Annotated in this window: 22 protein-coding genes and 2 tRNA genes; 9 read left to right on the top strand and 15 right to left on the bottom strand. The window is 40.4% G+C overall.

All coding sequences use genetic code 11. The annotated features are described in order from the left end of the window. The first annotated feature begins 4 nt into the window (after positions 1-4). The 3 genes from araC (at position 5) to araA (ending at position 4,213) form a co-directional block, all read left to right on the top strand. Positions 5-859 carry an arabinose operon transcriptional regulator AraC gene (araC, locus tag KH943_RS02485; RefSeq protein ID WP_304107184.1) on the top strand — a complete coding sequence of 285 codons (855 nt, stop codon included), beginning with the start codon at positions 5-7 and terminating at the stop codon, positions 857-859. Positions 860-1,090: 231 nt separating this feature from the next. After that, positions 1,091-2,692 carry a xylulokinase gene (locus KH943_RS02480; protein WP_304107182.1) on the top strand — a complete coding sequence of 534 codons (1,602 nt, stop codon included), beginning with the start codon at positions 1,091-1,093 and terminating at the stop codon, positions 2,690-2,692. 33 nt (positions 2,693-2,725) lie between these two features. Next, entirely contained in the window at positions 2,726-4,213 is a 1,488-nt protein-coding gene (araA, locus tag KH943_RS02475; RefSeq protein ID WP_304107180.1) for an L-arabinose isomerase, read from the top strand. A gap of 59 nt (positions 4,214-4,272) precedes the next feature. Here araA and KH943_RS02470 read toward each other — a convergent pair whose 3' ends face one another. Next, positions 4,273-4,902, bottom strand: a complete 630-nt coding sequence (locus KH943_RS02470; protein ID WP_304107177.1) for an FKBP-type peptidyl-prolyl cis-trans isomerase — start codon at positions 4,900-4,902, stop codon at positions 4,273-4,275. Positions 4,903-5,127: 225 nt separating this feature from the next. Here KH943_RS02470 and KH943_RS02465 point away from each other — a divergent pair, with 225 nt between their 5' ends. From KH943_RS02465 to fumC, 3 genes are all read left to right on the top strand, one after another. Beyond that, on the top strand, positions 5,128-6,432 hold the full coding sequence (locus KH943_RS02465; protein ID WP_304107175.1) for an L-cysteine desulfidase family protein: 1,305 nt from the start codon (positions 5,128-5,130) through the stop codon (positions 6,430-6,432). A 172-nt stretch (positions 6,433-6,604) separates the two neighbouring features. Further along, positions 6,605-6,982, top strand: coding sequence for a YbaN family protein (locus tag KH943_RS02460; RefSeq protein WP_304107173.1), 378 nt, complete (start codon positions 6,605-6,607; stop codon positions 6,980-6,982). A gap of 153 nt (positions 6,983-7,135) precedes the next feature. Continuing rightward, positions 7,136-8,530 carry a class II fumarate hydratase gene (gene fumC, locus KH943_RS02455; RefSeq protein WP_304107171.1) on the top strand — a complete coding sequence of 465 codons (1,395 nt, stop codon included), beginning with the start codon at positions 7,136-7,138 and terminating at the stop codon, positions 8,528-8,530. Positions 8,531-8,588: 58 nt separating this feature from the next. Here fumC and KH943_RS02450 read toward each other — a convergent pair whose 3' ends face one another. The 6 genes from KH943_RS02450 to yiaK all read right to left on the bottom strand — a co-directional run bounded on the left by KH943_RS02450 (position 8,589) and on the right by yiaK (position 14,499). Further along, positions 8,589-10,046, bottom strand: a complete 1,458-nt coding sequence (locus tag KH943_RS02450) for an FGGY-family carbohydrate kinase (RefSeq protein ID WP_304107169.1) — start codon at positions 10,044-10,046, stop codon at positions 8,589-8,591. A gap of 84 nt (positions 10,047-10,130) precedes the next feature. Next, positions 10,131-11,117 carry a TRAP transporter substrate-binding protein gene (locus KH943_RS02445; RefSeq protein WP_304107167.1) on the bottom strand — a complete coding sequence of 329 codons (987 nt, stop codon included), beginning with the start codon at positions 11,115-11,117 and terminating at the stop codon, positions 10,131-10,133. Between the two features lie 93 nt (positions 11,118-11,210). Then, positions 11,211-12,488 (bottom strand): TRAP transporter large permease subunit, encoded by a 1,278-nt coding sequence (locus KH943_RS02440; protein ID WP_304107165.1) that lies wholly within the window; start codon positions 12,486-12,488, stop codon positions 11,211-11,213. Further along, the gene (locus KH943_RS02435; protein WP_304107163.1) at positions 12,485-12,967 is read right to left on the bottom strand and encodes a TRAP transporter small permease; all 483 of its coding nucleotides are present in this window, start codon (positions 12,965-12,967) and stop codon (positions 12,485-12,487) included. Before KH943_RS02435 ends, KH943_RS02440 begins: the two co-directional genes overlap by 4 nt. A 2-nt stretch (positions 12,968-12,969) precedes the next feature. Beyond that, positions 12,970-13,437: a YhcH/YjgK/YiaL family protein gene (locus KH943_RS02430; RefSeq protein ID WP_304107161.1), complete on the bottom strand. Its 468-nt coding sequence runs from the start codon at positions 13,435-13,437 to the stop codon at positions 12,970-12,972. 63 nt (positions 13,438-13,500) lie between these two features. Next, the gene (gene yiaK, locus KH943_RS02425; protein WP_304107207.1) at positions 13,501-14,499 is read right to left on the bottom strand and encodes a 3-dehydro-L-gulonate 2-dehydrogenase; all 999 of its coding nucleotides are present in this window, start codon (positions 14,497-14,499) and stop codon (positions 13,501-13,503) included. Positions 14,500-14,746: 247 nt separating this feature from the next. Here yiaK and KH943_RS02420 point away from each other — a divergent pair, with 247 nt between their 5' ends. Next, on the top strand, positions 14,747-15,547 hold the full coding sequence (locus KH943_RS02420; RefSeq protein WP_304107159.1) for an IclR family transcriptional regulator: 801 nt from the start codon (positions 14,747-14,749) through the stop codon (positions 15,545-15,547). A gap of 27 nt (positions 15,548-15,574) precedes the next feature. Here KH943_RS02420 and rimO read toward each other — a convergent pair whose 3' ends face one another. The 8 genes from rimO to coaA form a co-directional block, all read right to left on the bottom strand. Next, positions 15,575-16,906 (bottom strand): 30S ribosomal protein S12 methylthiotransferase RimO, encoded by a 1,332-nt coding sequence (gene rimO / locus KH943_RS02415; RefSeq protein WP_304107204.1) that lies wholly within the window; start codon positions 16,904-16,906, stop codon positions 15,575-15,577. A 126-nt stretch (positions 16,907-17,032) separates the two neighbouring features. Continuing rightward, the gene (mtnN, locus tag KH943_RS02410; RefSeq protein WP_304107156.1) at positions 17,033-17,731 is read right to left on the bottom strand and encodes a 5'-methylthioadenosine/S-adenosylhomocysteine nucleosidase; all 699 of its coding nucleotides are present in this window, start codon (positions 17,729-17,731) and stop codon (positions 17,033-17,035) included. Continuing rightward, positions 17,721-18,431: a thiol:disulfide interchange protein DsbA/DsbL gene (locus KH943_RS02405; protein WP_304107153.1), complete on the bottom strand. Its 711-nt coding sequence runs from the start codon at positions 18,429-18,431 to the stop codon at positions 17,721-17,723. Before KH943_RS02405 ends, mtnN begins: the two co-directional genes overlap by 11 nt. A gap of 25 nt (positions 18,432-18,456) precedes the next feature. Further along, entirely contained in the window at positions 18,457-19,041 is a 585-nt protein-coding gene (gene mog, locus KH943_RS02400) for a molybdopterin adenylyltransferase (RefSeq protein WP_304107151.1), read from the bottom strand. Positions 19,042-19,278: 237 nt separating this feature from the next. Next, on the bottom strand, positions 19,279-20,193 hold the full coding sequence (gene ccmI, locus KH943_RS02395) for a c-type cytochrome biogenesis protein CcmI (RefSeq protein WP_304107147.1): 915 nt from the start codon (positions 20,191-20,193) through the stop codon (positions 19,279-19,281). 3 nt (positions 20,194-20,196) lie between these two features. After that, a complete protein-coding gene (locus KH943_RS02390; RefSeq protein ID WP_304107144.1) occupies positions 20,197-20,661 on the bottom strand; it encodes a cytochrome c-type biogenesis protein in 465 nt (154 codons plus the stop codon). Positions 20,662-20,683: 22 nt separating this feature from the next. Continuing rightward, positions 20,684-21,229, bottom strand: coding sequence for a DsbE family thiol:disulfide interchange protein (locus KH943_RS02385; protein ID WP_304107142.1), 546 nt, complete (start codon positions 21,227-21,229; stop codon positions 20,684-20,686). A 68-nt stretch (positions 21,230-21,297) separates the two neighbouring features. Then, the gene (coaA, locus tag KH943_RS02380; RefSeq protein ID WP_304107138.1) at positions 21,298-22,248 is read right to left on the bottom strand and encodes a type I pantothenate kinase; all 951 of its coding nucleotides are present in this window, start codon (positions 22,246-22,248) and stop codon (positions 21,298-21,300) included. Between the two features lie 243 nt (positions 22,249-22,491). Here coaA and KH943_RS02375 point away from each other — a divergent pair. Together KH943_RS02375 and KH943_RS02370 are read left to right on the top strand one after the other, a co-directional pair. Further along, positions 22,492-22,567, top strand: a tRNA-Thr gene (locus KH943_RS02375). Between the two features lie 35 nt (positions 22,568-22,602). Further along, a tRNA-Tyr gene (locus KH943_RS02370) sits at positions 22,603-22,687 on the top strand. Positions 22,688-22,758: the final 71 nt, after the last annotated feature.

The following is a 22,758-nucleotide window of genomic DNA, read 5'->3' as shown; positions in this document are numbered from 1 at the left end:
TAACATGAAAGAAAATGAAGTGAATGCACAACTTAACCCGTTACTACCAGGTTATAATTTTGGAGCCTATTTAGTGGCGGGTTGTACCCCAATTCAGAAAGGAGAAGCATTAGATTTTGCTATTAACCGTCCGAATGGAATGAAAGGGTACATTATTAATCTAACGATCAAAGGTAAAGGCACTGTTTTTAGCGGAAAGAGTGCCTTTGATTGTTCTGTTGGTGATTTGTTATTATTTCCTCCGAATGCTGTACATTATTATCATAGAGCTGATGATGCAGAAGAGTGGCATCATCAATGGATTTATTTCCGACCAAGAGCCTTATGGCTAAATTGGCTAAATTGGAGTGATACGTTTAATCATGTTGGTCGGCTTATGATTACAGATCCTCAAACTTACCAAAACATTCTTCAATTATTTCAATTAATCGAAAGAGAATATCATTCAAATGAGTTACTTAGTGAAGAGATGTCAATGTGTTTATTAGAGCAACTTCTTATTAAATGCTTCAAATTAGATCCTTCTAATAAGCAACGATTATTGGATTCCCGCATTTTAGCAACTTGTCATTTTATTACCGATAATCTAGACAAAAATTACAGTATTAGCGAAATTGCTTCTAATATTCATCTTTCACCATCAAGATTGGCTCATCTTTTTGTTAAACAAGTAGGAACTGGAATTATTAAATGGCGAGAAGAGCAAAGAATGATCAAAGCACAATATTTGTTACACGCTTCTAATGCACCGATTTATCATATTGCACGACAATTAGGCTATGACGATCAACTTTATTTCTCACGCTTATTTAAACGGCATACAGGATTGAACCCATCCGAATATCGTAATTCAAGATAAGTATCTATTTGATTTTAAATACTAAAATAATTATTTATGTATCGCTAATAGGAGAATTATTAGCGATATTTTTTTATTTTTGAACTACCTCACAAATTAGAATGAGTAGCTATTTTATCCATATAAATAGCAGCTTTGGTTCTAACTTTTCTTTCTATTTAAGGCTAAGATTTCCGCAAATTGCATATCAATATCTTATGTATTCAAACCTAAGAAAATGGGAGGAATAGTATGCAAGAAGGAAAAGCACTTATTCTAAATGGTGAAGTTTCTATCGGTATTGAATTTGGTTCAACCCGTATTAAAGCTGTCCTGATTGATGCTCAAGGTCATATTCTGGCAACAGGTGGATTTAATTGGGAAAACCAACTTGTTAATGGTATTTGGACATATTCTCAAGACGCTATTTTAAAAGGATTGCAAAGTGCTTATCAGTCACTAAGACTTTCAGTTGAAGAAAAATATGGTGTATCTATTACTTCAGCTAAGGCGATTGGTGTTAGTGGAATGATGCATGGTTATATCCCGTTAGATAGCCAAAATCATCAACTTGTGCCATTTCGTACTTGGCGTAATAACTTTACGGAAAATGCAGCCAAAAAATTAACTGCTCTTTTTAACTACAATATTCCTCAACGATGGAGTATTGCTCATCTTTATCAAGCTATTCTTAATCAAGAATTGCATGTGGCTCAAATTGATTATTTAACTACGTTAAGCGGCTATGTGCATTGGCTGTTAAGCGGTCAAAAAGTATTAGGAATTGGCGAAGCCTCGGGAATGTTCCCGATTAATTCGCAAATACAGACTTATGATCAATCCATGTTGGATTCGTTTGATAATTTAGTTGCGGAATATCAATATCCTTGGAAGCTCTCAGCACTTTTACCTAAAGTATTAAAGGCAGGTGAATGTGCGGGCTATTTAACTGAAGAAGGAGCTAAATTATTAGATCCAAGCGGTCAATTACAAGCAGGAATTTGCATGTGTCCGCCAGAAGGGGATGCAGGCACAGGTATGGTTGCAACCAATAGTATCAAAGAAACCACTGGCAACATTTCAGCGGGAACTTCTGCTTTTGCCATGATAGTGTTGAAAAAAAACCTTTCTAATGTTTATGAGCAACTGGATATGGTTACAACGCCTACAGGCAAACTTGTTGCAATGGCTCATTCTAATAACTGTACGACAGATATTAATGCGTGGGTGAATATTTTTGGTGAATGCTTGACTTTATTTGGTGCAGAGCAGAACGCGGAAGTGCTTTATGAAAAACTCTTCCAGCATGCATTAAACGGTGAAGATGACTGTGGTGGCTTGTTATCTTATGGATTCTATTCTGGAGAGCACGGGGTCGGTTTAGCGGAAGGTTGCCCTCTATTTCTCCATCCAACAGAAAGTCATTTCAATTTAGCTAATTTAATTCGCATTCATTTGTATAGTGCTTTTGGGGCAATGAAATTGGGTATGGATATTTTAATGAAGCAAGAGAAAGTAGAGATTACGCAAATTCTTGCTCATGGCGGTATTTTCAAAACCCCTAATGTGGCTTCAAAAATTTTAGCATCCGCTCTTAATGTACCTATTGCGGTAATGGATACTGCGTCAGAAGGGGGAGCTTGGGGGATTGCGTTACTCGCTAACTATTTAGATTACGCATCAACCCAATCTTTAGAGCAATATTTAGATGACAATATATTTAAACGCACAACTGTTTCTATTAGTGAACCAGAACCATTAATGATAGAGGGGTATAAGCAATTTATACAGCGTTATGTTCAAGGTATTGCTATTGAAAAAGAAGCAATAAAGTTGGGACATATAAACCATTAGCTTATTTATTGATATTTAATCAGGAGTCGTACGATGGAATTTATTAAAAAACTTGAAGTTTGGTTTGTGGTAGGAAGCCAACATTTGTATGGTGCAGAAGCATTACAGCAAGTGAAAAAAAACGCAGAGCAAATTACCTCTTACTTAAATCAACAAAACCCATTTATCCAAATTAAGTTAAAAGCAGTAGCCACAACGCCCGATGAAATGCTTTCCGTTTGCCAAGAAGCAAATAATACTGATCAATGTGCGGGTTTGATTGCTTGGATGCATACATTTTCACCGTCAAAAATGTGGATTACAGGTTTATCTCAATTGAATAAACCGCTATTACAATTCCATACTCAATTTAACCAAAACATTCCTTGGAATGACATTGATATGGATTATATGAATTTACACCAAACCGCACATGGTGATCGTGAGTTTGGATTCTTAGCAGCTCGCTTACGTAAGCCGAGAACCATCGTTGTTGGGCATTGGCAAAGTTCGGCAGTAAAACAAAAATTAGATCGCTGGATGCGTGTTATTGCAGCCATTTATGACCAAAAACACCTCAAAGTGGCTCGCTTTGGCGATAATATGCGTGAAGTAGGAGTAACTGAAGGCGATAAAGTTGAAGCTCAAATTAAATTTGGTTATAGCGTAAATGGATATGGCGTATATCAATTAGTCGATGCGATTGAAAAAATAAAAGAGGAAGATGTATCTGCTTTAGTTAAAGAGTATGAAGCAAGTTATGAATTAGTAGAAAGCTTGCAAGCAAGCGGTTTAAAACGCAAAGCACTTCTCGATAATGCTCGTATTGAATTGGGGCTAAAAGCCTTTCTAGAACAAGGTGGATTTAAAGCATTTACAGATACTTTCGAAAATCTTAATGGTTTAAAACAGCTACCTGGGCTTGCTGTTCAACGTTTAATGGAGCAAGGATATGGATTTGGTGCTGAAGGCGACTGGAAAACAGCAGCTTTAGTTCGTGCGGTCAAAGTGATGAGTTATGGCTTACCGAAAGGTTCTTCTTTTATGGAGGATTATACTTATAACCTTGATGAAAATAATGAAGTGGTTTTAGGGGCACATATGTTAGAGGTTTGCCCATCGATTGCCGAGACAAAACCTGTATTAGATATTAAGCCATTAGGTATTGGCAGTAAAGATGACCCAACTCGCTTAATTTTTACTTCAAAATCTGGTCCTGCGGTAAATACAACCATTGTTGATATGGGAAATCATTTCAGAATGATTGTGGCAGATATTGATGCTATTGAAAAACCGTATGAAATGCCTAATTTGCCAGTAGGACATGCTTTCTGGAGATTACAACCTAATTTTGATATTGGAACCCAAGCTTGGGTTTTAGCTGGCGGAGCGCATCATAGTGCATTTAGCTTAGATATTGATGCAGAAATGCTACGTATTTTTGCAGAATTTTTTGGTATAGAGTTTATTCATATCAATAGCAAAACAGAACTTGCTTCATTGAAAAATGAATTACGCTGGAATGATATTGTATATAGATAGATGATAGAGGGAAACAAGGCGAACATGATGTTCGCCTTTCTTTGTGAGTTATAGAGAAATTAAAGAATATCCAACAATTCTACTTCAAATACTAATGTTGCAAATGGAGGAATTGATGCACCTGCACCTCGTTCGCCATAAGCTAATTCGTGAGGGATAGTTAAACGCCATTTTGAGCCAACTGGCATCATTTGTAATGCTTCAGTCCAACCTTTGATCACGCCGTTTACTGGGAATTCAGCTGGTGTGCCGCGTTTTACTGAGCTGTCGAAAACCGTACCGTCAATTAAAGAACCTGTGTAGTGAACACGAACGGTGCTGTCTGCTTTTGGTGTTTCGCCTGTGCCTTCGCTTAATACTTCGTATTGTAAACCGCTTTCAGTGGTGTTCACGCCTGCTGCTTTTTTGTTCTCTTCTAAGAACGCTTTATTCTCTTCATCTAATGTTTTGAATGCTGCCATTTGAGCTTCTTCAGCACGTTGGCTTAATGTTTGAAGTGCTTGTGTCACTTCGTTTAAATCTAATGCAGGTGGGTTTTGATTTAACACATCGTAGATACCCCGTGCGACCGCTTCTGCATCTACGTCCATTCCGCTACCTAAAAGTTGCTGACCAATTTGTAAACCAATACCATAGCCGCCTTTTGCTTCTACGCTGTCGAATTTCACTGAGTTGAAATCTAATGCCATTTTTTGTTCCTTATATTTAAGTTAAGATTTGCCAGTTATGGGGCTGAATTTGGTGAATACAAGGCAATGCGAGAAAAAAGCGGTCAAGTTTCATGGAAATTTTGCAAGGTTTTGCAAAAAATGTACCGCTTGTGAGGTCTTCTTAAAATAGAATAGTTAATCGTTATGAAAAAACTGTAAAATAGGGCTTAACTAAACCGAGAAAGTTTATTTAATTTAAAGAATATGAAAAAGTTTGATTTAACTACTGAACAGAATATTTTACGTGTTGTACAAGAAGAAGTGGTGCCTGCTTTGGGCTGCACAGAGCCGATCTCTTTGGCATTAGCTTCCGCAACCGCCCGTTATTATTTAGGCAAAATACCTGAACGCATTGAGGCGAAAGTTTCGCCTAATTTAATGAAAAATGGAATGGGTGTAACCGTGCCAAATACGGGCACAGTTGGTCTGCCCATGGCTGCAGCAATTGGGGCGATTGGTGGCGATCACCAAGCGGGGCTAGAAGTGCTGAAAAATATCTCTACCGAACAAGTTGCTCAAGCCAAACAGATGATGAGTCAGAATTTAGTGAACGTCGCGATTTTTGATACTGAGCATATTTTGTATTCGGAAGCGACTCTGTTCTCGGAAAACGAGAGCGTAACAGTTCGCATTGCCGCCCATCATACCAATGTAATTTATATCGAGAAAAATGGCGAGGTGCTTTTCTCTGTGCCTTGTTTGGTCGATAGCGGCAATGCACCGTGTGTCTTTTCAGAACTGACCGCCAAAGATATGTTCGATTTCTCAATGGGTGTGGAGTTAGACAAAATTCGCTTTATTCAACGTGCTGCCGAGCTTAATTCTGCCCTTTCACAAGAAGGCTTGCGAGTCGATTACGGATTGCATATTGGGCGAACCTTACAAAAGCAAATTGGGAGAGGCTTAATCAGCGATGATTTGCTTAACCGCATTGTGATTGAAACCACCGCCGCCAGCGATGCTCGTATGGGGGGTGCTAATTTACCTGCAATGAGTAACTCAGGTTCAGGCAACCAAGGCATTACCGCCACGATGCCAGTGGTAGTGGTTGCTCGCCATATCAACGCCAGTGAAGAACAGCTCATTCGTGCCTTATTCCTTTCACATTTAATGGCGATTTATATTCATAGTAAATTGCCTAAACTCTCAGCTCTCTGTGCGGTAACCACTGCGGCGATGGGCAGTTGTGCAGGTGTGGCATGGTTGCTGACCGAGAGTTTTGATGCAATTAGTATGGCTATCAGCAGTATGATCGGCGACATCAGTGGTATCATCTGCGACGGTGCGGCAAACAGCTGTGCAATGAAGGTTTCTACCAGCGTGACTTCTAGCTATAAATCGATTTTAATGGCATTAGATAACACACAAGTCACAGGTAATGAAGGGATTGTTGAACACCAAATCGATCGCTCGATCAACAACCTCTGTGCGATTGCCAGCCGAAGTATGCAATATACGGATCGCCAAGTGATTGAGATAATGGTGAGTAAGCCGAAGATTAAAGCGTGAATTTAGAGTCTACCATTACTAAATGGTTAAGCGGTCAAAAAAAGTAAGTTATTTACAAATTTTGACCGCTATTTATTCCTATTTAAGAATGATTTGTAACTAATTGTTGCAAATCATTTTTGTTTGTAGATAATGGGCATTCGTTTTGTAATGTAAATGTAACACTTTATCTATGAAAATTCTTTATGCACTTCTAGGTTTTATTTTTCTGGGCATTGGTATTGCGGGAATTATTTTACCCGGTTTACCAGGTACCGTTTTTTTATTAAGTGCACTTTTCTGTTTTACTCGTAGTTCTGAACGTTTACATAATTGGTTTATTCATACTAAGATTTATCAAAAACATTTAAAAGAATTTAACGAACAACGTGCATTAACCAAAAAAGCAAAAGTGCGTATTCTGATGATCGGTACAATTGCAATGGGAATTACTTTTTTCCTTACTTCCTCTTGGGTGATTAAGAGTGTTATTTTATGTGCTTTGGTTGTGAAATATGCAGTATTTTTCTTCTATATTAAGACGTTAGATCAAGAAATAGAGTATTCTTAAAGTATTCAAACAAAAGGTAGGCTTTTTCCTACCTTTATTTTTTGTGATCTATATCATAAAACTATTAGAAAGGCGTAGATGAATTGGGCTTAAATCAGTACTATATACCCCAAATTTATTATCCAACCCTTTTCACAACTCACGGAGTATTTTATGGAATTTCGTATTGAAAAAGACACCATGGGCGAAGTGCAAGTACCAGCAGAAAAATACTGGGCGGCGCAAACTGAACGTTCACGTAATAACTTCAAAATTGGGCCGGAAGCCTCAATGCCGCACGAAATCATTGAAGCATTTGGTTATTTGAAAAAAGCAGCAGCATTTGCTAACCACGATTTAGGTGTGTTGTCTGCTGAAAAACGCGATTTGATCGCACAAGCCTGTGATGAAATTCTAGCGAATAAACTTGACGATCAATTCCCGCTTGTAATCTGGCAAACAGGTTCTGGTACACAATCGAATATGAATGTGAATGAAGTGGTCGCAAACCGTGCACACGTTTTACATGGCGGTAAATTAGGTGAAAAATCTATTATTCACCCGAATGATGATGTGAACAAATCACAATCTTCAAATGATACTTTCCCAACGGCAATGCACATTGCAGCATACAAAAAAGTGGTAGAAACCACCATTCCTGCGGTAGAACGCTTACAAAAAACTTTAGTAGCAAAATCTGAAGCATTCAAAGATGTAGTGAAAATTGGTCGTACTCACTTAATGGATGCAACCCCATTAACATTAGGTCAAGAGTTCTCGGCTTATGCCGCACAATTACACTTCGGTTTAATCGCACTGAAAAATACGCTTCCGCACTTACGTCAATTGGCATTAGGTGGCACAGCGGTAGGCACAGGTTTGAACACACCAAAAGGCTATGATGTGTTAGTTGCAGATTACATCGCAAAATTCACCGCTTTACCATTCGAAACAGCAGAAAATAAATTCGAAGCATTAGCAGCACACGATGCAATCGTGGAAACTCACGGTGCATTAAAACAGTTAGCAGTGAGTTTATTTAAAATCGCCAACGACATTCGCTTATTAGCGTCAGGCCCACGTTCTGGTATCGGTGAAATTTTAATTCCAGAAAACGAACCAGGCTCATCCATTATGCCGGGTAAAGTAAATCCAACCCAATGCGAAGCGATGACGATGGTTTGTGCACAAGTGTTAGGTAACGACACCACCATTTCATTCGTGGGCTCACAAGGTCACTTCCAATTAAACGTGTATAACCCAGTAATGATCGCAAACTTCTTACAATCTGCACAATTATTAGCAGATGCGTGCGTATCATTCGATGAACACTGTGCAGTCGGCATCGAGCCGAACTATCCACGTATTAAACAACAATTAGAGCAATCTTTAATGTTGGTAACGGCGTTAAATACCCACATTGGTTACGAAAATGCAGCGAAAATTGCGAAAACCGCTCACAAAAACGGCACAACATTGAAAGAAGAAGCGATTAACTTAGGCTTATTAACCGCTGAACAATTCGATGCTTGGGTTCGCCCAGAAGATATGGTCGGTAGTTTGAAATAATCTGCTTATCAAATAAATCAAGCCGCCTGAAAAGGCGGTTTTCGTGTTTATAAACCTTTTATAGCATCACTTTTAAGGCTTCAGTCAATTTACGATAACGCTGATATTTTGCTTGATAGGCGTCATAGTGAACAGGATTTGGCTCGTAAGCGGTCATATTTTTATAGATATTTGCAAAAGTGTATGATGAGCCTGTACCTTGCATAGCCATCAAAGCCGCCCCTAAACAGCCTGTTTCCTCTACATTTGGCACTTCCAATTTCATTCCTGTTAAATCCGCCAGCATTTGCATCCAAACGGCTGATTTTGCAGGACCGCCTGTTACACGTAAAATTTTTGCTTGTGGGAAGCGGATAAACATTCGCTCTAAATGGGTCATTAGGCTAAATAACACGCCTTCGTAAACCGCCTGCAATAAGTGCATTTGCGAGTGATGCGCCTGCAAGCCGTAAAAACTTGCTTGCATTCCTAAACCCGCATTTGAGCCATAAAGGAACGGCACAAAAAGCACAGAGCTTTGTGCTGGGGGTAAAGCAGCGATGCCTTCATTAATTTCTGAATAGCCTAAATTACCCCATTGCTTTAAGAACCACTCTAAGTTACCCGCAGAAGTTGGGCTAGCTTCGTGTACGATGAATTTGCCTGATTCTGCATATTTTCCATACACAAAAGGTAAGGTTTGGCTGTCGTCAATATGATCGGTAATACCACTCACTACCGACCACGTGCCTAGCACAGCATTAAGCTTAGTTTCGTCATCTAAGTCTGCACAATAAGCGGTTGAAACCACATCGAATAAACCGCCAACCACTGGCGTTCGTTCAGCTAACCCTGTTAAAGAAGCTGCCTCTTTGGTTACAAAGCCAGCAATTTTATTTGAGGCAATCACAAGCGGTAATTTTTCCATAATGTTCTGCAAGTTGAGCATTTCAGCTAATTGTGGGTCATACTCGCCTGTGTTCATATTGTAGAGATTACTTTCGGAAATGTTGGTCTCTTCGCAATGTCGTTCGCCCGTTAAGCAAAATCGGAGATAGTCATGAGACATCAGCACCGAGCCAATTTGTTGATAGCGTTCAGGCTCGTTTTCTTGAATCCATTTGAGGATGGAAACAGGATGTCCCGTCCAGAGTGTCTGACGGGTGATAGGATAAAGTTTAGCTGGAATATTCGTTTGTTGCCACGCCTTCACAATTTCCAGTGAGCGTTGGTCTGAAGAAAGAATGGCTCGCCCTAAAGGTTGATTTTGTTTGTCCAACAAAAATGTCCCTTTGCCTTGTGCTGAAATGCCAATACCTTTGATTTGGGTTGCTTGAATCTCGCTTTGGCTAATCGCTTCGTGAATAACTTTGGCACAACTTTGCCAAAGTTGGGTCATATCGCGCTCTGCGAACCCTGCTTGTTCGCTGAGCACTGAAACATTCTCGCGGGCAATGCTCGCCACATTACCTTGTTCATCCACAAGCGCTGCTTTCACAAAAGTGCCGCCACAATCAATACCAAGGTAGTAGTTCATGCTTTCCTCTATTTTTATCTAATAAACAAGCGGTCGAATTTTGCAAAATATTTGCAAATGACGACCGCTTGCCATCAAGTTAAATTATTTTGCCAACGCATCTACTTTTTTCAACAGCTCATCACCGTGTTTTTCCACAAAGCTTTTACGCACTTGGTCTGCAATGATTGCTTGGAACGGTTGGGTATCCACTTTTTCAATCACTTCTACGCCTTGTTTACGTAAGTTCTCGATGATCCCTTTTTCGTTTTTCACGTTAAGATCACGTTGGAACTGACCCGCTTCTTTTGCTGCTTCTAAAATAGTGGTTTGGAGCTCGGGGCTTAGGCCATCAAATTTTGCTTTGTTCATTACCACGATTAATGGAGTGTAGCCGTGGTTAGTTAAGCTTAAATATTTTTGCACTTCGTAAAGTTTAGATGACCAGAAAATACCGATTGGGTGCTCTTGTGCGTCTACTGCACGGGTTTCCAGTGCAGTATAAAGCTCCGCCAATGGCATTGGTACAGGGTTACCGCCTAAAAGTTTGAAGGCTTCAATGTACATTGGGTTTTGGTTGGTACGAACTTTTAAGCCTTTGATATCTTCTGGTTTAGTCACTGGATGTTTAGAGTTTGAGAATGCACGGAAACCCACATCCCAGAACGCTAAGCCCTTTAAGCCTTGTGCTTCTAAATCTTTTAATAAGCCTTGACCTACTTCACCATCTAAGACTTTGTAAACGTGTTCACGATCTTTGAAGATGAACGGAATGTCGATTACGTTTAATTTTGGTTCAAGCCCCGTGAAGTTTGGTGAGCCAGACATTTCTAAATCAATTGTGCCGCCACGCACGCCACTAATCATCGTTTGTGCGTTACCTAAGGTACTATCTGGGAAGAGTTTTAACTTAATTTCGCCTTTGGTTTTTTTACCAAGTAATTCATTGAATTTTTTGGCAGCGATATGTTGGCTATCTGAGCGTGGCGCTTCATAACCAAATCGAAGTGAGGTTTCAGCTGATGCTGTGCCCGCCATCATGGTAAAACCAGCAACTAATGCAGCTAATGTTTTTAAGTTAAAAAGTTTCATAGAGGTCTCCTCATTTTAAAAAAATTCGGTTAGTTAATAAATTTTGCTTATGTAACGGACTAAAGTCCGCCCTACGGTACTACGATTATTCCATTATTGAATCCATTTAAGTGGGACTAAAATCAATTCTGGGATGAAGACGAATGTAAGAAGTAAAGCAATCATCATCATTAAATAAGGAAATACGCCTTTTGCGGCTTGGTCAAACGGTAATTTTGACACCCCCGTAATCACGTTCAGTACATTGCCCACAGGTGGGGTAATCAAACTGATTGAGGTATTTAAGATAAATAACACACCGAAGTAAACTGGGTCGATACCCGCTTCTTCCACTAATGGCATAAGTACTGGTGTGAGGATTAACACGGTTGGGGTTAAGTCCATCACCATACCTATAATAAATACCGTAAGCATAACTACTAATAATAACGTGGTTGGGCTTTCAATTAACGGTTCAAGCAATTCAGTAAGCATTATTGGTAATTCTGCAACGGTAATTAACCAGCCTGTTACGTTTGCTGCAGCCACTAAGAACATAACTACTGCAGTTGTTTTCGCTGCGGCTAAGAACACTTTATATAAATCTTTGAATTTCAATTCACGGTAAACAAAGAGCGAAACGATTAAAGCATAGAAAGTTGCCACTGCACCCGCTTCTGTTGGGGTAAAAATTCCTGAACGGAAACCGCCAATGATAATTACAGGTAACATTAGCGCCCAAATACTGTTTTTAAATGAGATACAAAGTTCTTGTTTAGTTGCTTTGGAGAAAGTCATTAAATCCAAGCGTTTTGCTTGCCACCACCAAAGGAGTGCTAAACAGAACCCCATCATAATGCCAGGGAAAATCCCTGCGAGGAATAATTTAGTAATTGATACGCCACTTGCAACACCAAACACGATAAATGGAATGGAAGGCGGGATAATTGGAGCAATGATGCCTGCTGTACCAATCAAGCCTGCTGAGCGGTCAATTGGGTAGCCAGTGGTTTTCATCATTGGTAACAACATCGCGGCAACCGCTGCCGTATCTGCCACCGCAGAACCTGAAAGGCTTGCCATAATCATTGCGGCTAAGATTGCTACAAACCCTAAACCACCACGTTTATGACCGACTAATTTCATTGGTAAGTCGATAATGCGTTTAGAAAGCCCACCTTCATTCATAATCTCACCTGCGAGAATGAAAAATGGAATTGCCATTAATGAGAAGCTATCTGCACCGCTTACGATTTGTTGTGCCAGAATTTGCGCATCAAACAAATCTAAATGGAGCATTAATGCCACACCACAAATGAGTAATGCAAAGGCAACGGGCACGCCGAGAATAATTGCACCAAGCAAAACAGAAAGAAAAATAAGCTCGGTCATTTTGTTTCTCCTTTTGCGATTAAGCCAACGGTACTCATCATTCGTGCAATAAGTAATACACCGATTAATCCCCCTGTAATGGTGCTTGCTAAATAAGTAATCCCTTGTGGTAAGCCTGAAATTGGTGCGAGGTTATTTAAGTTAAGTTGGAATTGCACCCAGCTACCTGCGACGATTAAATAACAGCAGAACAACATTGCACCGTCTGTAATTAGACTAAGCACTGAACGACCAATTGGTGAGAGCTTATCAACTAATACGGTTACTCTTACATGGTGATTTTCGCTAAAAGCAAGCACCGCACCTAAAAAGGCAAGCCAAACGAACATATAGCGAGACACTTCTTCAGTAACGCTGATACTGCTATTAAAGCCATAGCGTAACACCACGTTTAAGAAAACAAGAATGGACATCAATGCCAAGATTGCCACACAGAGCATTTCAAGCGTTTTGCCAGCAAATTGAGCGATAGATTTCATTATTACACCTCCAATTCACTCATCGCGATTTTTACCACGACTTTTCGGATGGTTTCTGTGCCATCAAAAATGGCGGTTCGATGGGTATCTTCTGGGAAGAAAATGGCAAAGTTGCCTTCAATACAGCAGAATTCATTTTCGCTTTCAACGCTTGCATAATATTGAATATCGCGATCTGCTTGATAAGGCAGCGCAACGGGGTTATTGCCTAAATCGGTTGCCGCTGCCATCCGCTCTTTACCACGATGAAGATATTGCACATCAAGATAGTTGCGATGTACTTCGGGTAGGAAAGCTGATTTTTCTTTGGTTTCTAAGTCGAGCACTTGCACAAAAATGGCTTGACCTTTTAACTCATAAACACCTGCTTCTATTGCATCAAAATCCGTTTGTTTAAGGTAATCCAAAGCAAATTGAATAGCTTTGGGATATTGTTTAGGATTGTAGTTTTTGATATGGCCGAAAAACATCGCATACCTCTTTTGCTTTATTTCGCAATTTGTTGATTAAATTTGACCGCTGGTTGGGTTGCTTTATAAGGCCTTCAACTTCGCCCAAACAGTGTCATCCACAGGAATGCCATTCGCTTTGTTGTCGGCAAGAATTGTTGTGAACTCATGTCCTGGTAAACGCACTTCTTGGTTTGGATCAGCACGCTCTGCAGTTTTCACATATTCCATAATGCGGTTAAGTTTTTCATCTTTGGTTTTACCATCAATTAAGCGATCTACCTCAATGGCAATAAACACTTGTGAAACGCAATATTCATCGCTTTTATCTTCGGTTACAGCAACGGTAGATTCACCGTTTGAAAGTAAAGTCGCAATCATATCTAACACGATAGATAAGCCAGAGCCTTTCCAGAAGCCCATCGGTAATAAGCGGCGATTTTTCTCAACGGTTGCAGGATCTCGGGTTAAATTGCCCTCATCATCAAAGCCCGCATCCACAAAGGTTTGGCGACCCGCTAAACGATGTACCTCTAACATTCCATAAGAGTACATTGAGCAAGACATATCCACCATGGTGATTGGCGTGGTTGGCACGGCGATAATCAACGGGTTCGTACCGATACGACACTCTTTTGCCCCCCAAGGTGGCATTACCGCTAATGCGTTTGTCCAGCAAATACCGATATAGCCTTTCTCAGCCGCTTGCCAGCCGTAAGAACCGCCACGCATCCAGTGGTTTGCATTGCGAAGTGCAATCACTCCGATACCATTTTGCGAGGCTAAGTCCATCGCTCTATCCATCATTTTTTGTGCTGTTAAATTACCAATGGCTTGATGTGCATCCCATTGTTCCACCGCACCGAGACTTAATACTTTGGTTGGTTGTGCATCGGGAATAATATCGCCATTTTCGAGCTGTTGAATAAAACGAGGGAAACGGTTTACCCCGTGTGAATAGGCACCAGCTTGAGTGGTATCCGCAAATACTGTTGCGCACTCTTCCGCAATAGCTTTATTTACGTTGCGAGTCAATAAAACGCGTTTGAATTCAGCTTTTAATTCATCATAAGAAACTCGAATAGTCATAAATCATTTCCTCTGTACATTGCTTTAAATTTCATTTTATGAAATGCTGTTTCATAATTTGATATTAAACGCTTATATCAAGAAGGTTAAGAACTAAAATGCAAATTTGTGATCAAGATCACGATTTATTTTCAAAAATGAGCAAAAATAATTATTATAACTTTGTCTCTTCCACGGGAGAGGGAGGGAATGTTGTATCTTCTCACAAGAGAAGAAAAACATAATTATAGAAGGAATTTTTATGACAGAAGAAAAAGCAAGTGGTAATCAAAGCCTGATTCGTGGCTTGAAACTTATCGACTTATTAAGCAATTACCCAAATGGATGCCCGTTAGCACAGCTGGCGGAATTAGCACAGCTCAATAAAAGTACCGTACATCGCCTATTGCAAGGCTTACAGCAAGAAGGATTTGTTCAACCTGCAACTACAACAGGTAGTTATCGGCTCACCACCAAATGCCTTTCTATTGGGCATAAAATGTTCTCCTCAATGAACATCATTCACCTTGCAGCCCCCTATTTAGAGCAGCTCAATTTAAAAACGGGCGAAACAGTGAACTTCTCAATGCGGGAAAATGATTTGGCTATTATGATTTATAAGCTCGAGCCTACCACGGGAATGTTGCAAACGAGGGCTTATATTGGGCAAAGAATGCCGCTGTTCTGTTCTGGAATGGGAAAATTGTATCTAGCGTTCGATCCAAACAGAGAAACTTATCTGGAAAATTATTGGTTGCAACATTCGGCTGAAATTCGACCGCTTACCTGCCACACCATTACTGACTTGGTCGCGATGAAACAAGAACTCTCAGTTATTTCTGGGCAAAAATTTGCATTAGACAAAGAGGAAAATGAGCTTGGTGTGACCTGCATTGCTTATCCGATTTTTAATTTCAAAAATGAAGTGAAATATGCGATTTCGGTTTCAATGTCGGTTTCTAGACTAGCTCAAATTGGTACAGACTTTTTACATCAGGAATTAAAAGCTACAGCGGAAGCAATTTCACAAGAGTTGGGATGGGAAAAAGAGAATAAAGGCTGATTCTTCGATCAGCCTTCAATCAAGCAATTAACACGTTCCCCATAGATCATACTCGTCTGCATTGGTAATGGTCACAGAAATAATCTGCCCCACTTGAACAGGTTGGTTTGAAAGATTATCAACATAAACTACACCATCAATTTCAGGAGCGTCTGCCATTGAGCGGCCGATAATGCCTTCTTCGTCAATTTCATCGACAATCACCGCAAGGGTTTTGCCAATTTTTTGTTGTAATCGACCGCTTGAGATTTCTTGCTGTAACTGCATAAAGCGGTGGAAACGCTCTTCTTTCACCTCTTCTGGCACTTGGTCTGCCATATCGGTTGCAGGTGCGCCTTCTACAGGGCTGAATTTAAAGCAACCAACACGGTCGAGTTGTGCTTCTTTTAAGAAATCCAACAACATCTGGAAATCTTCTTCCGTTTCACCAGGGAAGCCGACGATAAAGGTTGAACGAAGCGTTAATTCTGGGCAGATTTCACGCCATTTTTTGATGCGTTCAAGCGTGCGTTCAATTGAGCCGGGGCGTTTCATCGCTTTTAATATTTTCGGGCTGGCGTGTTGGAGTGGAATATCTAAATACGGCAGGATTTTTCCCTGTGCCATTAATGGGATTAAATTATCCACGTGGGGATAAGGATAAACATAGTGCAAACGCACCCAAACGCCTAATGAGCCAAGCTGTTCGCACAGGCTCATTAAATCATTTTTAATTGGCATTCCGTTCCAGAAAACGGTTTTTGTGCCCTCTTCTTTTTTCTTGTCTAAGGCGTAAGCTGAAGTATCTTGCGAAACGACTAAAATCTCTTTCACGCCTGCATCCACAAGGCGTTTTGCCTCGTCTAAAACTTGCACGATAGAACGGCTGTCTAAATCTCCACGCATTGAAGGGATAATGCAGAAGGTACAACGATGGTCGCAACCTTCGGAGATTTTCAAATAAGCGTAATGCTTCGGCGTGAGTTTCACCCCTTGTTTTGGCACTAAACTCAAGTATGGGTTATATTCTGGTTTCGGTACATATTTGTGCACGTGTTTCATTACCGCTTCATAGCTGTGCGGGCCTGTGATTTCTAGCACTTTTGGATGTACTTCGCGGATCTGATTTTCTTTTGCACCAAGGCAGCCCGTTACAATTACCTTACCATTGGCTTCTAATGCTTCACCAATACTTTCTAGTGATTCCTGCACGGCACTATCAATAAAACCACAGGTGTTGACGATTACTAAATCCGCACCTTCATAGCTAGGAATAATGTTATAACCATCTGAACGGAGTTCAGTCAAAATACGCTCGGAGTCCACTAAGTTTTTGGGACAACCAAGACTAATAAAACCAATATTTGGGGTTGAATTCATCATAAATTAATAGGGTAATCAATTAAAAAAAGACCACTGCAAAAGCAGTGGCAAGAAAGACGTATCATTATACAAAATTTTTGCGAATAAGCGGTCGATTTTAACTAAAATTTTGCAAGAGAAAAATTAACTCAAATTATTCAACATCGCTAACACCATTTCCGATGATTTCTCTGCTGCAAGCGGGAGGAACTCATCAAATGAGAGATGCGATTCTTTATCGGCAACATCTGAAATGGCACGTACTACCACAAATGGCACATTCATTGCATGGCATACTTGAGCGATTGCTGCCGCTTCCATTTCAACTGCGGCAACTTGTGGGAAGTTTGCACGAATTTGAGCGATTTTTTCTGCCCCGTTAATGAATGCATCTCCGCTACAAATTAAGCCAGAAACGGCATTTAAGCCTAATTTTTCCGCCTGTTTTTTAGCTACTTCTACTAATTGTTCATTTGGTAAAAATGCCGCTGGATTAGCGGGAAGTTGTCCTTTCTCATAGCCGAAAGCGGTAACATCCACATCGTGGTGACGTACATCGGTTGAAATAATCACATCGCCGACGTTTAAGTTTGGATCTAACCCGCCAGCAGATCCCGTGTTAATAATCATATCGGGTTTGAATTGCTGAATGAGTAGTGTTGTGCCCATCGCAGCGGCTACTTTTCCAATGCCAGATTGCAATACTGCAACAGGGCGGTTGTTAATTTTACCTTCAAAAATTTTGCAGTTGGCTATTTCTGTTGTTTTCGGTTCAAGCATTAAACCGCATAAAATTTCTACTTCTTGTGGCATCGCACCAATAATTGCAATTTTATTTGCCATCGTCATCTCCTTGTTCTTGTTGTAGTTTCTCAACTAAAAAATCTAGCACCCCGAAGGTGTAATCATCGTTGTAAAGCGTGTTTTGCAACAAAATATATTTGCCGTTTAGCACTGCCATCGGCACATACTTCGGCGAACCGTATTGCTTAAACAAATTCACATCGCTTTCAATCTGTTTTTTCACTGGCTCGGAATGGAAGAGTTGATGGAAGCGTTGGTCATCAACCCCATTGCGTTTGAGCCACGCTCGGATTTCCTCATTGCTTTTAAGCAGGCTCTTCTCTTCTTTCCGATCGAGGCTGTCAAATAGGTAAAGAGGGCTTAAATCCGCTTTGCCATACTCTTTAAAGGTTGCATTCATCGCACTAGTGAAATTTTCATCCTTGGCGAAGCTCGGAGAGGTTTGCAACAGGATCTTATCTGTATGATTTTTAGCATAAAGATTGAGAGAATCTAACCCTGTTAAGCAGTTTTTGCAGCCATATTGATAAAAGTATTGGATTAAAATTTTGCCCTTTGGTACATCGACTTTAATCGGTTTAATGTAGGAAAAGAAATCCTTACCATCTTTGAAAAGCGGTTGTTTTTCTTCGGTTTTTTGCGAAGTCTCACTTGTAGTTTTCTTTTCAGGTTCGCTTGCAAAGTTGGGTAAAGCAACCATCAAACCGAGCAAAGCGGTTAAATAATGTCGTAATTTCATCGTTATTTTTACTTATTTTGCAGCTCTATTTTCTTGCTGATTTTGGACGGAAACTTTCGCACACATCAGTGTGGGTGTCGATATAAATCTCACTGAGTAATTGCAAGCAATAAGGCACGGCGGAGAAAACGCCTTTTACCATTGTTTTGCCGTTTTCGTCTTTTACGCCTTCCAACGTTTCTTGTATTGCTTTCGGCTGCCCTGGTAAGTTAAGAATTAAACTTTCTCCACGAATCACACCGACTTGGCGAGAAAGAATTGCTGTTGGTACAAATTGCAGGCTGACTTGACGCATTTGCTCGCCAAAGCCTGGCATTTCACGGTCGGCAATCGCAAGGGTGGCATCAGGCGTCACATCACGTTTCGCAGGTCCTGTACCGCCTGTGGTCAGAACTAAATGGCATTTCGCCTTATCGACCAATTCAATCAATGTTTGCTCAATAAGCGGCTGTTCATCAGGAATTAAACGCACCTCCACATCAAATTCATCTATAAGGGCTTTTTCCAACCAACTTTGTAAAGCAGGAATGCCTTGGTCTGCATAAACGCCTTGCGAGGCACGGTCGGAAACAGACACTAATCCGACTTTGAGTTTTTGTTTGTTTAGCATTTTATATTCTCTTTTTGTGCTAATTTCTCCGTAAATGACTACTGCCAAATCTCCCCTCCCCCTCTTTGCTAAAGAGGGGATTATTCCTTAGTAAATTATGCTCAACAGTTTTAAATACTAATGTTGAAGTAGAACACTAAAAGCCAATTTTAGTATGATTTAAACCCCTCTTTAGCAAAGAGGGGGAGGGGAGATTTGGCAGTTTTGTTTCCGAAGAAATTAGTTTATTTGGTTATCTTACTTTTGATTTTCTTTCACCGCTTCAGCCGCTTTTTGCTCTTGCATTTTTTGCATTTGCATTGCCATATCAATACTTTTTTCTACCGTTTTACGACGCGGATTATCTTCAGGAATCAGCTTCAACATCATTCCCCACGTCATCGCTGCCATTTTGTAATCTTCCTCTTCGAAAGCACTAAATGCTAGCATACTTAACGCATCAAGGTTGGTGTGATCTTCCCGCAACAGTTCAGACAGTAAGGCTTTTCCTTTTTCTTTATCTGCTTTATCTTGAGAGAGCATCAACAATTGTGCATAGCTTGATTTATATTGCATATTTTTCGGCTCAAGTTGTGTTGCTTTGCCGTAGCTTTCATAGGCAAGCTGACCATCATCTTTTGCCATCCCCACTTGTCCAAGCATAAACCAACCTTTTGCATTATTTGGGTGCTCTTGTAAATCGGCACGCAATGCTACTGCGAATTGATTTAGCTCTGCTTCAGACAACGGGTTCGTGTCTTCGTTTTTAATACGATCGTAAAAATATTCCAGCTTTTTATGTGTCATATTGACCATATCTGACGCCTGCCACGAGCCGACGGAGATATAAGCTGCTGTGCTAATCGCTCCAACCGCAACAAGAATCGCAACAAACCAGCCTTTTTTGACCGCTTGTGTGCTGGCTTGTTGCTCGGCTTCTTCGGGAATATCGTCTAACAAGCTCTGTTGTAATTCTTGTTTGGTCTGCTCCACATCTTCAATCACGCCCTCGTTTGCCTCTTGCTCCACTTCTTTTAAACGTTGGAAGTAAAAGTGCTTGTTGAGCGTGGAACGTTGCGTACCGTTCAATTGCTGTTTGCTTTTTAAAAGCGGGTAAAAACCGATGAAGCAGATCACCAACGTGATCGCCAAAGTAATGAGCCAAAAGGTCATAGGTTATTCCTTATCATTAAGAATTTTTGCCAAACGTGCTTTATCTTGCGCTGATTTTGCAAGATCTTGCGATTTTTCAACCGCTTGTGAGCCTTTTTTCTTACGCATCAAAATCAAGCTAATACCCGATAAGATAAGTAGTATAGGCAATATCCACAAGAAAATAGTAGCAGGGGTAAGAGGTGGATCGTAGGTGACAAAATTGCCATAGCGTTCAACCATATATTCCACCACTTCGTCCTTGTTTTTGCCCTGTTTGAGTAGCTCTAAGGTTTTGGCACGCATATCTGTTGCGATAGTCGCGTTTGAATCAGCAATATTGTTGTTCTGACATTGCGGGCAACGTAAGGTCTGGATAAGCGATTGATAATCTGCCTCCTGCTGCGGACTATCGAATTGATTGAATTCGATAGGGGCAGCGGTGGCAACAGTTGCCGTGAAAATGAACAGAGAGAGAAGTTTTTTCATCTTGAGTTTTCTATTTATATCGTTATTGTGCTTTCGCATTATCATAAATCGGCTTCAACGTTTCATTCCACACGTTTTCATTCACATCCCCTGCGTGGCGGTAGAGAATAATGCCGTTGCCATCAATCACAAAGGTTTCAGGTGCACCATATACGCCTAAATCTAAGCCAAGTGAGCCTTTCGGATCATACACTATCGCTTTAAATGGATTGCCGTAATTCATTAGAAATTTCATTGCTTTGGTACGTTCATCCTTATAATCAATACCAACAATCTCTATGCCTTGTTTAGCAAGCTCAGTTAAATAAGCGTGCTCCGCATAGCAAGTCGGACACCACGTTGCCCAAACAGTAAGAAGGCGAGGCGTACCTGTTTTAATAATTTTTTCATCTAGCATTTTGGTTTCGTCTTGCACCGATTCTAGTTTGAATGTGGGCACAGGCTTGCCGATAAGTGCTGATTCGAGTTTTTTCGGGTCATCGCCGTTGCCATTGCGAAAGAGTTGAACCATTAAAGCGATGCAAAGCGTGATAAATATAACTAAAGGAAGAAAGAGTTTTTTGTTCATAATTATTTCTCTATTGCCTAGTGCTTTCGCCCTAGGTTACGTATAAATTAGCCTCTTTGAGGCTAGAGTTATTTTCTTAATTTCACCGTCTGGATTTCGTGGTTTTCGCCTTTGGTGAGGATTAAATCCGCACGGTCTCGGCTTGGCAGAATGTTTTTCTTCAAGTTTAAGCCGTTGATTTCTTCCCAAATGGTAGAGGCGGTTTGGATTGCCTCTTCTTCCGATAATGCTGAGTAGTGATGGAAGTAGGAATTTGGGTCTGAAAATGCACTGCGGCGGAATTTCAGAAAACGGTAAATATACCACTGTTTTAATAAGGTTTCATCAGCATCGACATAAATAGAAAAATCTACGAAATCGGAGACAAAAGCATTGTGCGGGCTGGCAGGGTAATTCATTCCGCTTTGGAGCACGTTCAAGCCTTCTAAAATTACGATGTCGGGTTGTTCGACTACGTTAAATTGGTCGGGGATGATGTCGTAGGTCAAATGTGAATAAATCGGGGCTTTTACGCTTTGTTTACCTGATTTAAGATCGGAAACAAATTCAATTAAGCGATAAATATCATACGACTCAGGAAACCCTTTGCGTTTGAGTAGGTTTTTCTCTTCCAAGGTTTTTAGCGGGTAGAGAAAGCCGTCGGTGGTGATTAAATCGACTTTTCGTGGTTCAGGGTAATTTGAAAGTAGGGCTTGTAAAATACGTGCTGAGGTGCTTTTGCCTACCGAAACACTTCCTGCGATACTAATAATGTAAGGTACTTTTGGTGGCTCAACATCTAAAAAGCGGTGTAAAACGGCTTGGCGCTTGAGGTTTTCTTCAATGTAATAGTTAATTAAACGGGCAAGCGGTAGATAAATAGTGCGTACTTCTTCTAAAGAGAGGTCTTCGTTAAAGCCGAGCAAGGGTTTGAGGTCTTGTTCGGTTAATTTTAACGGTACTGATTTGCGTAATTCCGCCCATTGGCTACGATCAAATGTTAAAAAAGGGGTAATTTTGCTGGTTTTTTCAAGGCTCATTGCCAAAATCTCTATTTTTAACCTAAATTTTGCTTTTTAAGCAAAAAGAATGATGCAAACTATACAATATAAATGGAATTTTTTGGGGATTTATTCTTGTAAAAAAAGTAAAAAGTTACAAAAAATCAACATTTAGATCGCAAAATAAGCAAAGAAATGTTTTTTTTTAATTTTTTAGAAAAAACGCTTGCACAGTTTCCAAAAATCTCTATAATACGCCTCACTTGCTTACGACAACGCAACGCCGACTTAGCTCAGCAGGTAGAGCAACTGACTTGTAATCAGTAGGTCACCAGTTCGATTCCGGTAGTCGGCACCATTCCTGCAATGTTTAATCAAGTATTCAATTGTTGTGGAGGGATTCCCGAGCGGCCAAAGGGGGCAGACTGTAAATCTGTTGGCTCAGCCTTCGAAGGTTCGAATCCTTCTCCCTCCACCATTTCTTGTTGAATCGCACATTGGGACAGACGAATTTAGAACAGCGGGCATCGTATAATGGCTATTACCTTA

Source organism: Haemophilus parahaemolyticus, assembly GCF_018373095.1.
GTDB classification, from domain to species: Bacteria; Pseudomonadota; Gammaproteobacteria; order Enterobacterales; family Pasteurellaceae; genus Haemophilus_A; species Haemophilus_A parahaemolyticus_A.
The sequence above is the reverse complement of the archived record's forward strand: the minus strand, read 5'-3'. Positions and strand labels throughout refer to the sequence as shown.

What these genes read in the sequence shown, in the direction of transcription:
- KH943_RS02445 (WP_304107167.1), bottom strand. Translation starts at nt 11,117, where the DNA reads ATGAAACTTTTTAACTTAAAAACATTAGCTGCATTAGTTGCTGGTTTT.
- araC (WP_304107184.1), top strand. Translation starts at nt 5, where the DNA reads ATGAAAGAAAATGAAGTGAATGCACAACTTAACCCGTTACTACCAGGT.
- KH943_RS02465 (WP_304107175.1), top strand. Translation starts at nt 5,128, where the DNA reads ATGAAAAAGTTTGATTTAACTACTGAACAGAATATTTTACGTGTTGTA.
- KH943_RS02430 (WP_304107161.1), bottom strand. Translation starts at nt 13,437, where the DNA reads ATGTTTTTCGGCCATATCAAAAACTACAATCCTAAACAATATCCCAAA.
- KH943_RS02480 (WP_304107182.1), top strand. Translation starts at nt 1,091, where the DNA reads ATGCAAGAAGGAAAAGCACTTATTCTAAATGGTGAAGTTTCTATCGGT.
- KH943_RS02420 (WP_304107159.1), top strand. Translation starts at nt 14,747, where the DNA reads ATGACAGAAGAAAAAGCAAGTGGTAATCAAAGCCTGATTCGTGGCTTG.
- KH943_RS02460 (WP_304107173.1), top strand. Translation starts at nt 6,605, where the DNA reads ATGAAAATTCTTTATGCACTTCTAGGTTTTATTTTTCTGGGCATTGGT.
- KH943_RS02440 (WP_304107165.1), bottom strand. Translation starts at nt 12,488, where the DNA reads ATGACCGAGCTTATTTTTCTTTCTGTTTTGCTTGGTGCAATTATTCTC.
- KH943_RS02470 (WP_304107177.1), bottom strand. Translation starts at nt 4,902, where the DNA reads ATGGCATTAGATTTCAACTCAGTGAAATTCGACAGCGTAGAAGCAAAA.
- ccmI (WP_304107147.1), bottom strand. Translation starts at nt 20,193, where the DNA reads ATGACCTTTTGGCTCATTACTTTGGCGATCACGTTGGTGATCTGCTTC.
- mtnN (WP_304107156.1), bottom strand. Translation starts at nt 17,731, where the DNA reads ATGGCAAATAAAATTGCAATTATTGGTGCGATGCCACAAGAAGTAGAA.
- rimO (WP_304107204.1), bottom strand. Translation starts at nt 16,906, where the DNA reads ATGAATTCAACCCCAAATATTGGTTTTATTAGTCTTGGTTGTCCCAAA.
- mog (WP_304107151.1), bottom strand. Translation starts at nt 19,041, where the DNA reads ATGCTAAACAAACAAAAACTCAAAGTCGGATTAGTGTCTGTTTCCGAC.
- KH943_RS02390 (WP_304107144.1), bottom strand. Translation starts at nt 20,661, where the DNA reads ATGAAAAAACTTCTCTCTCTGTTCATTTTCACGGCAACTGTTGCCACC.
- KH943_RS02385 (WP_304107142.1), bottom strand. Translation starts at nt 21,229, where the DNA reads ATGAACAAAAAACTCTTTCTTCCTTTAGTTATATTTATCACGCTTTGC.
- coaA (WP_304107138.1), bottom strand. Translation starts at nt 22,248, where the DNA reads ATGAGCCTTGAAAAAACCAGCAAAATTACCCCTTTTTTAACATTTGAT.
- araA (WP_304107180.1), top strand. Translation starts at nt 2,726, where the DNA reads ATGGAATTTATTAAAAAACTTGAAGTTTGGTTTGTGGTAGGAAGCCAA.
- KH943_RS02405 (WP_304107153.1), bottom strand. Translation starts at nt 18,431, where the DNA reads ATGAAATTACGACATTATTTAACCGCTTTGCTCGGTTTGATGGTTGCT.
- KH943_RS02450 (WP_304107169.1), bottom strand. Translation starts at nt 10,046, where the DNA reads ATGAACTACTACCTTGGTATTGATTGTGGCGGCACTTTTGTGAAAGCA.
- fumC (WP_304107171.1), top strand. Translation starts at nt 7,136, where the DNA reads ATGGAATTTCGTATTGAAAAAGACACCATGGGCGAAGTGCAAGTACCA.
- KH943_RS02435 (WP_304107163.1), bottom strand. Translation starts at nt 12,967, where the DNA reads ATGAAATCTATCGCTCAATTTGCTGGCAAAACGCTTGAAATGCTCTGT.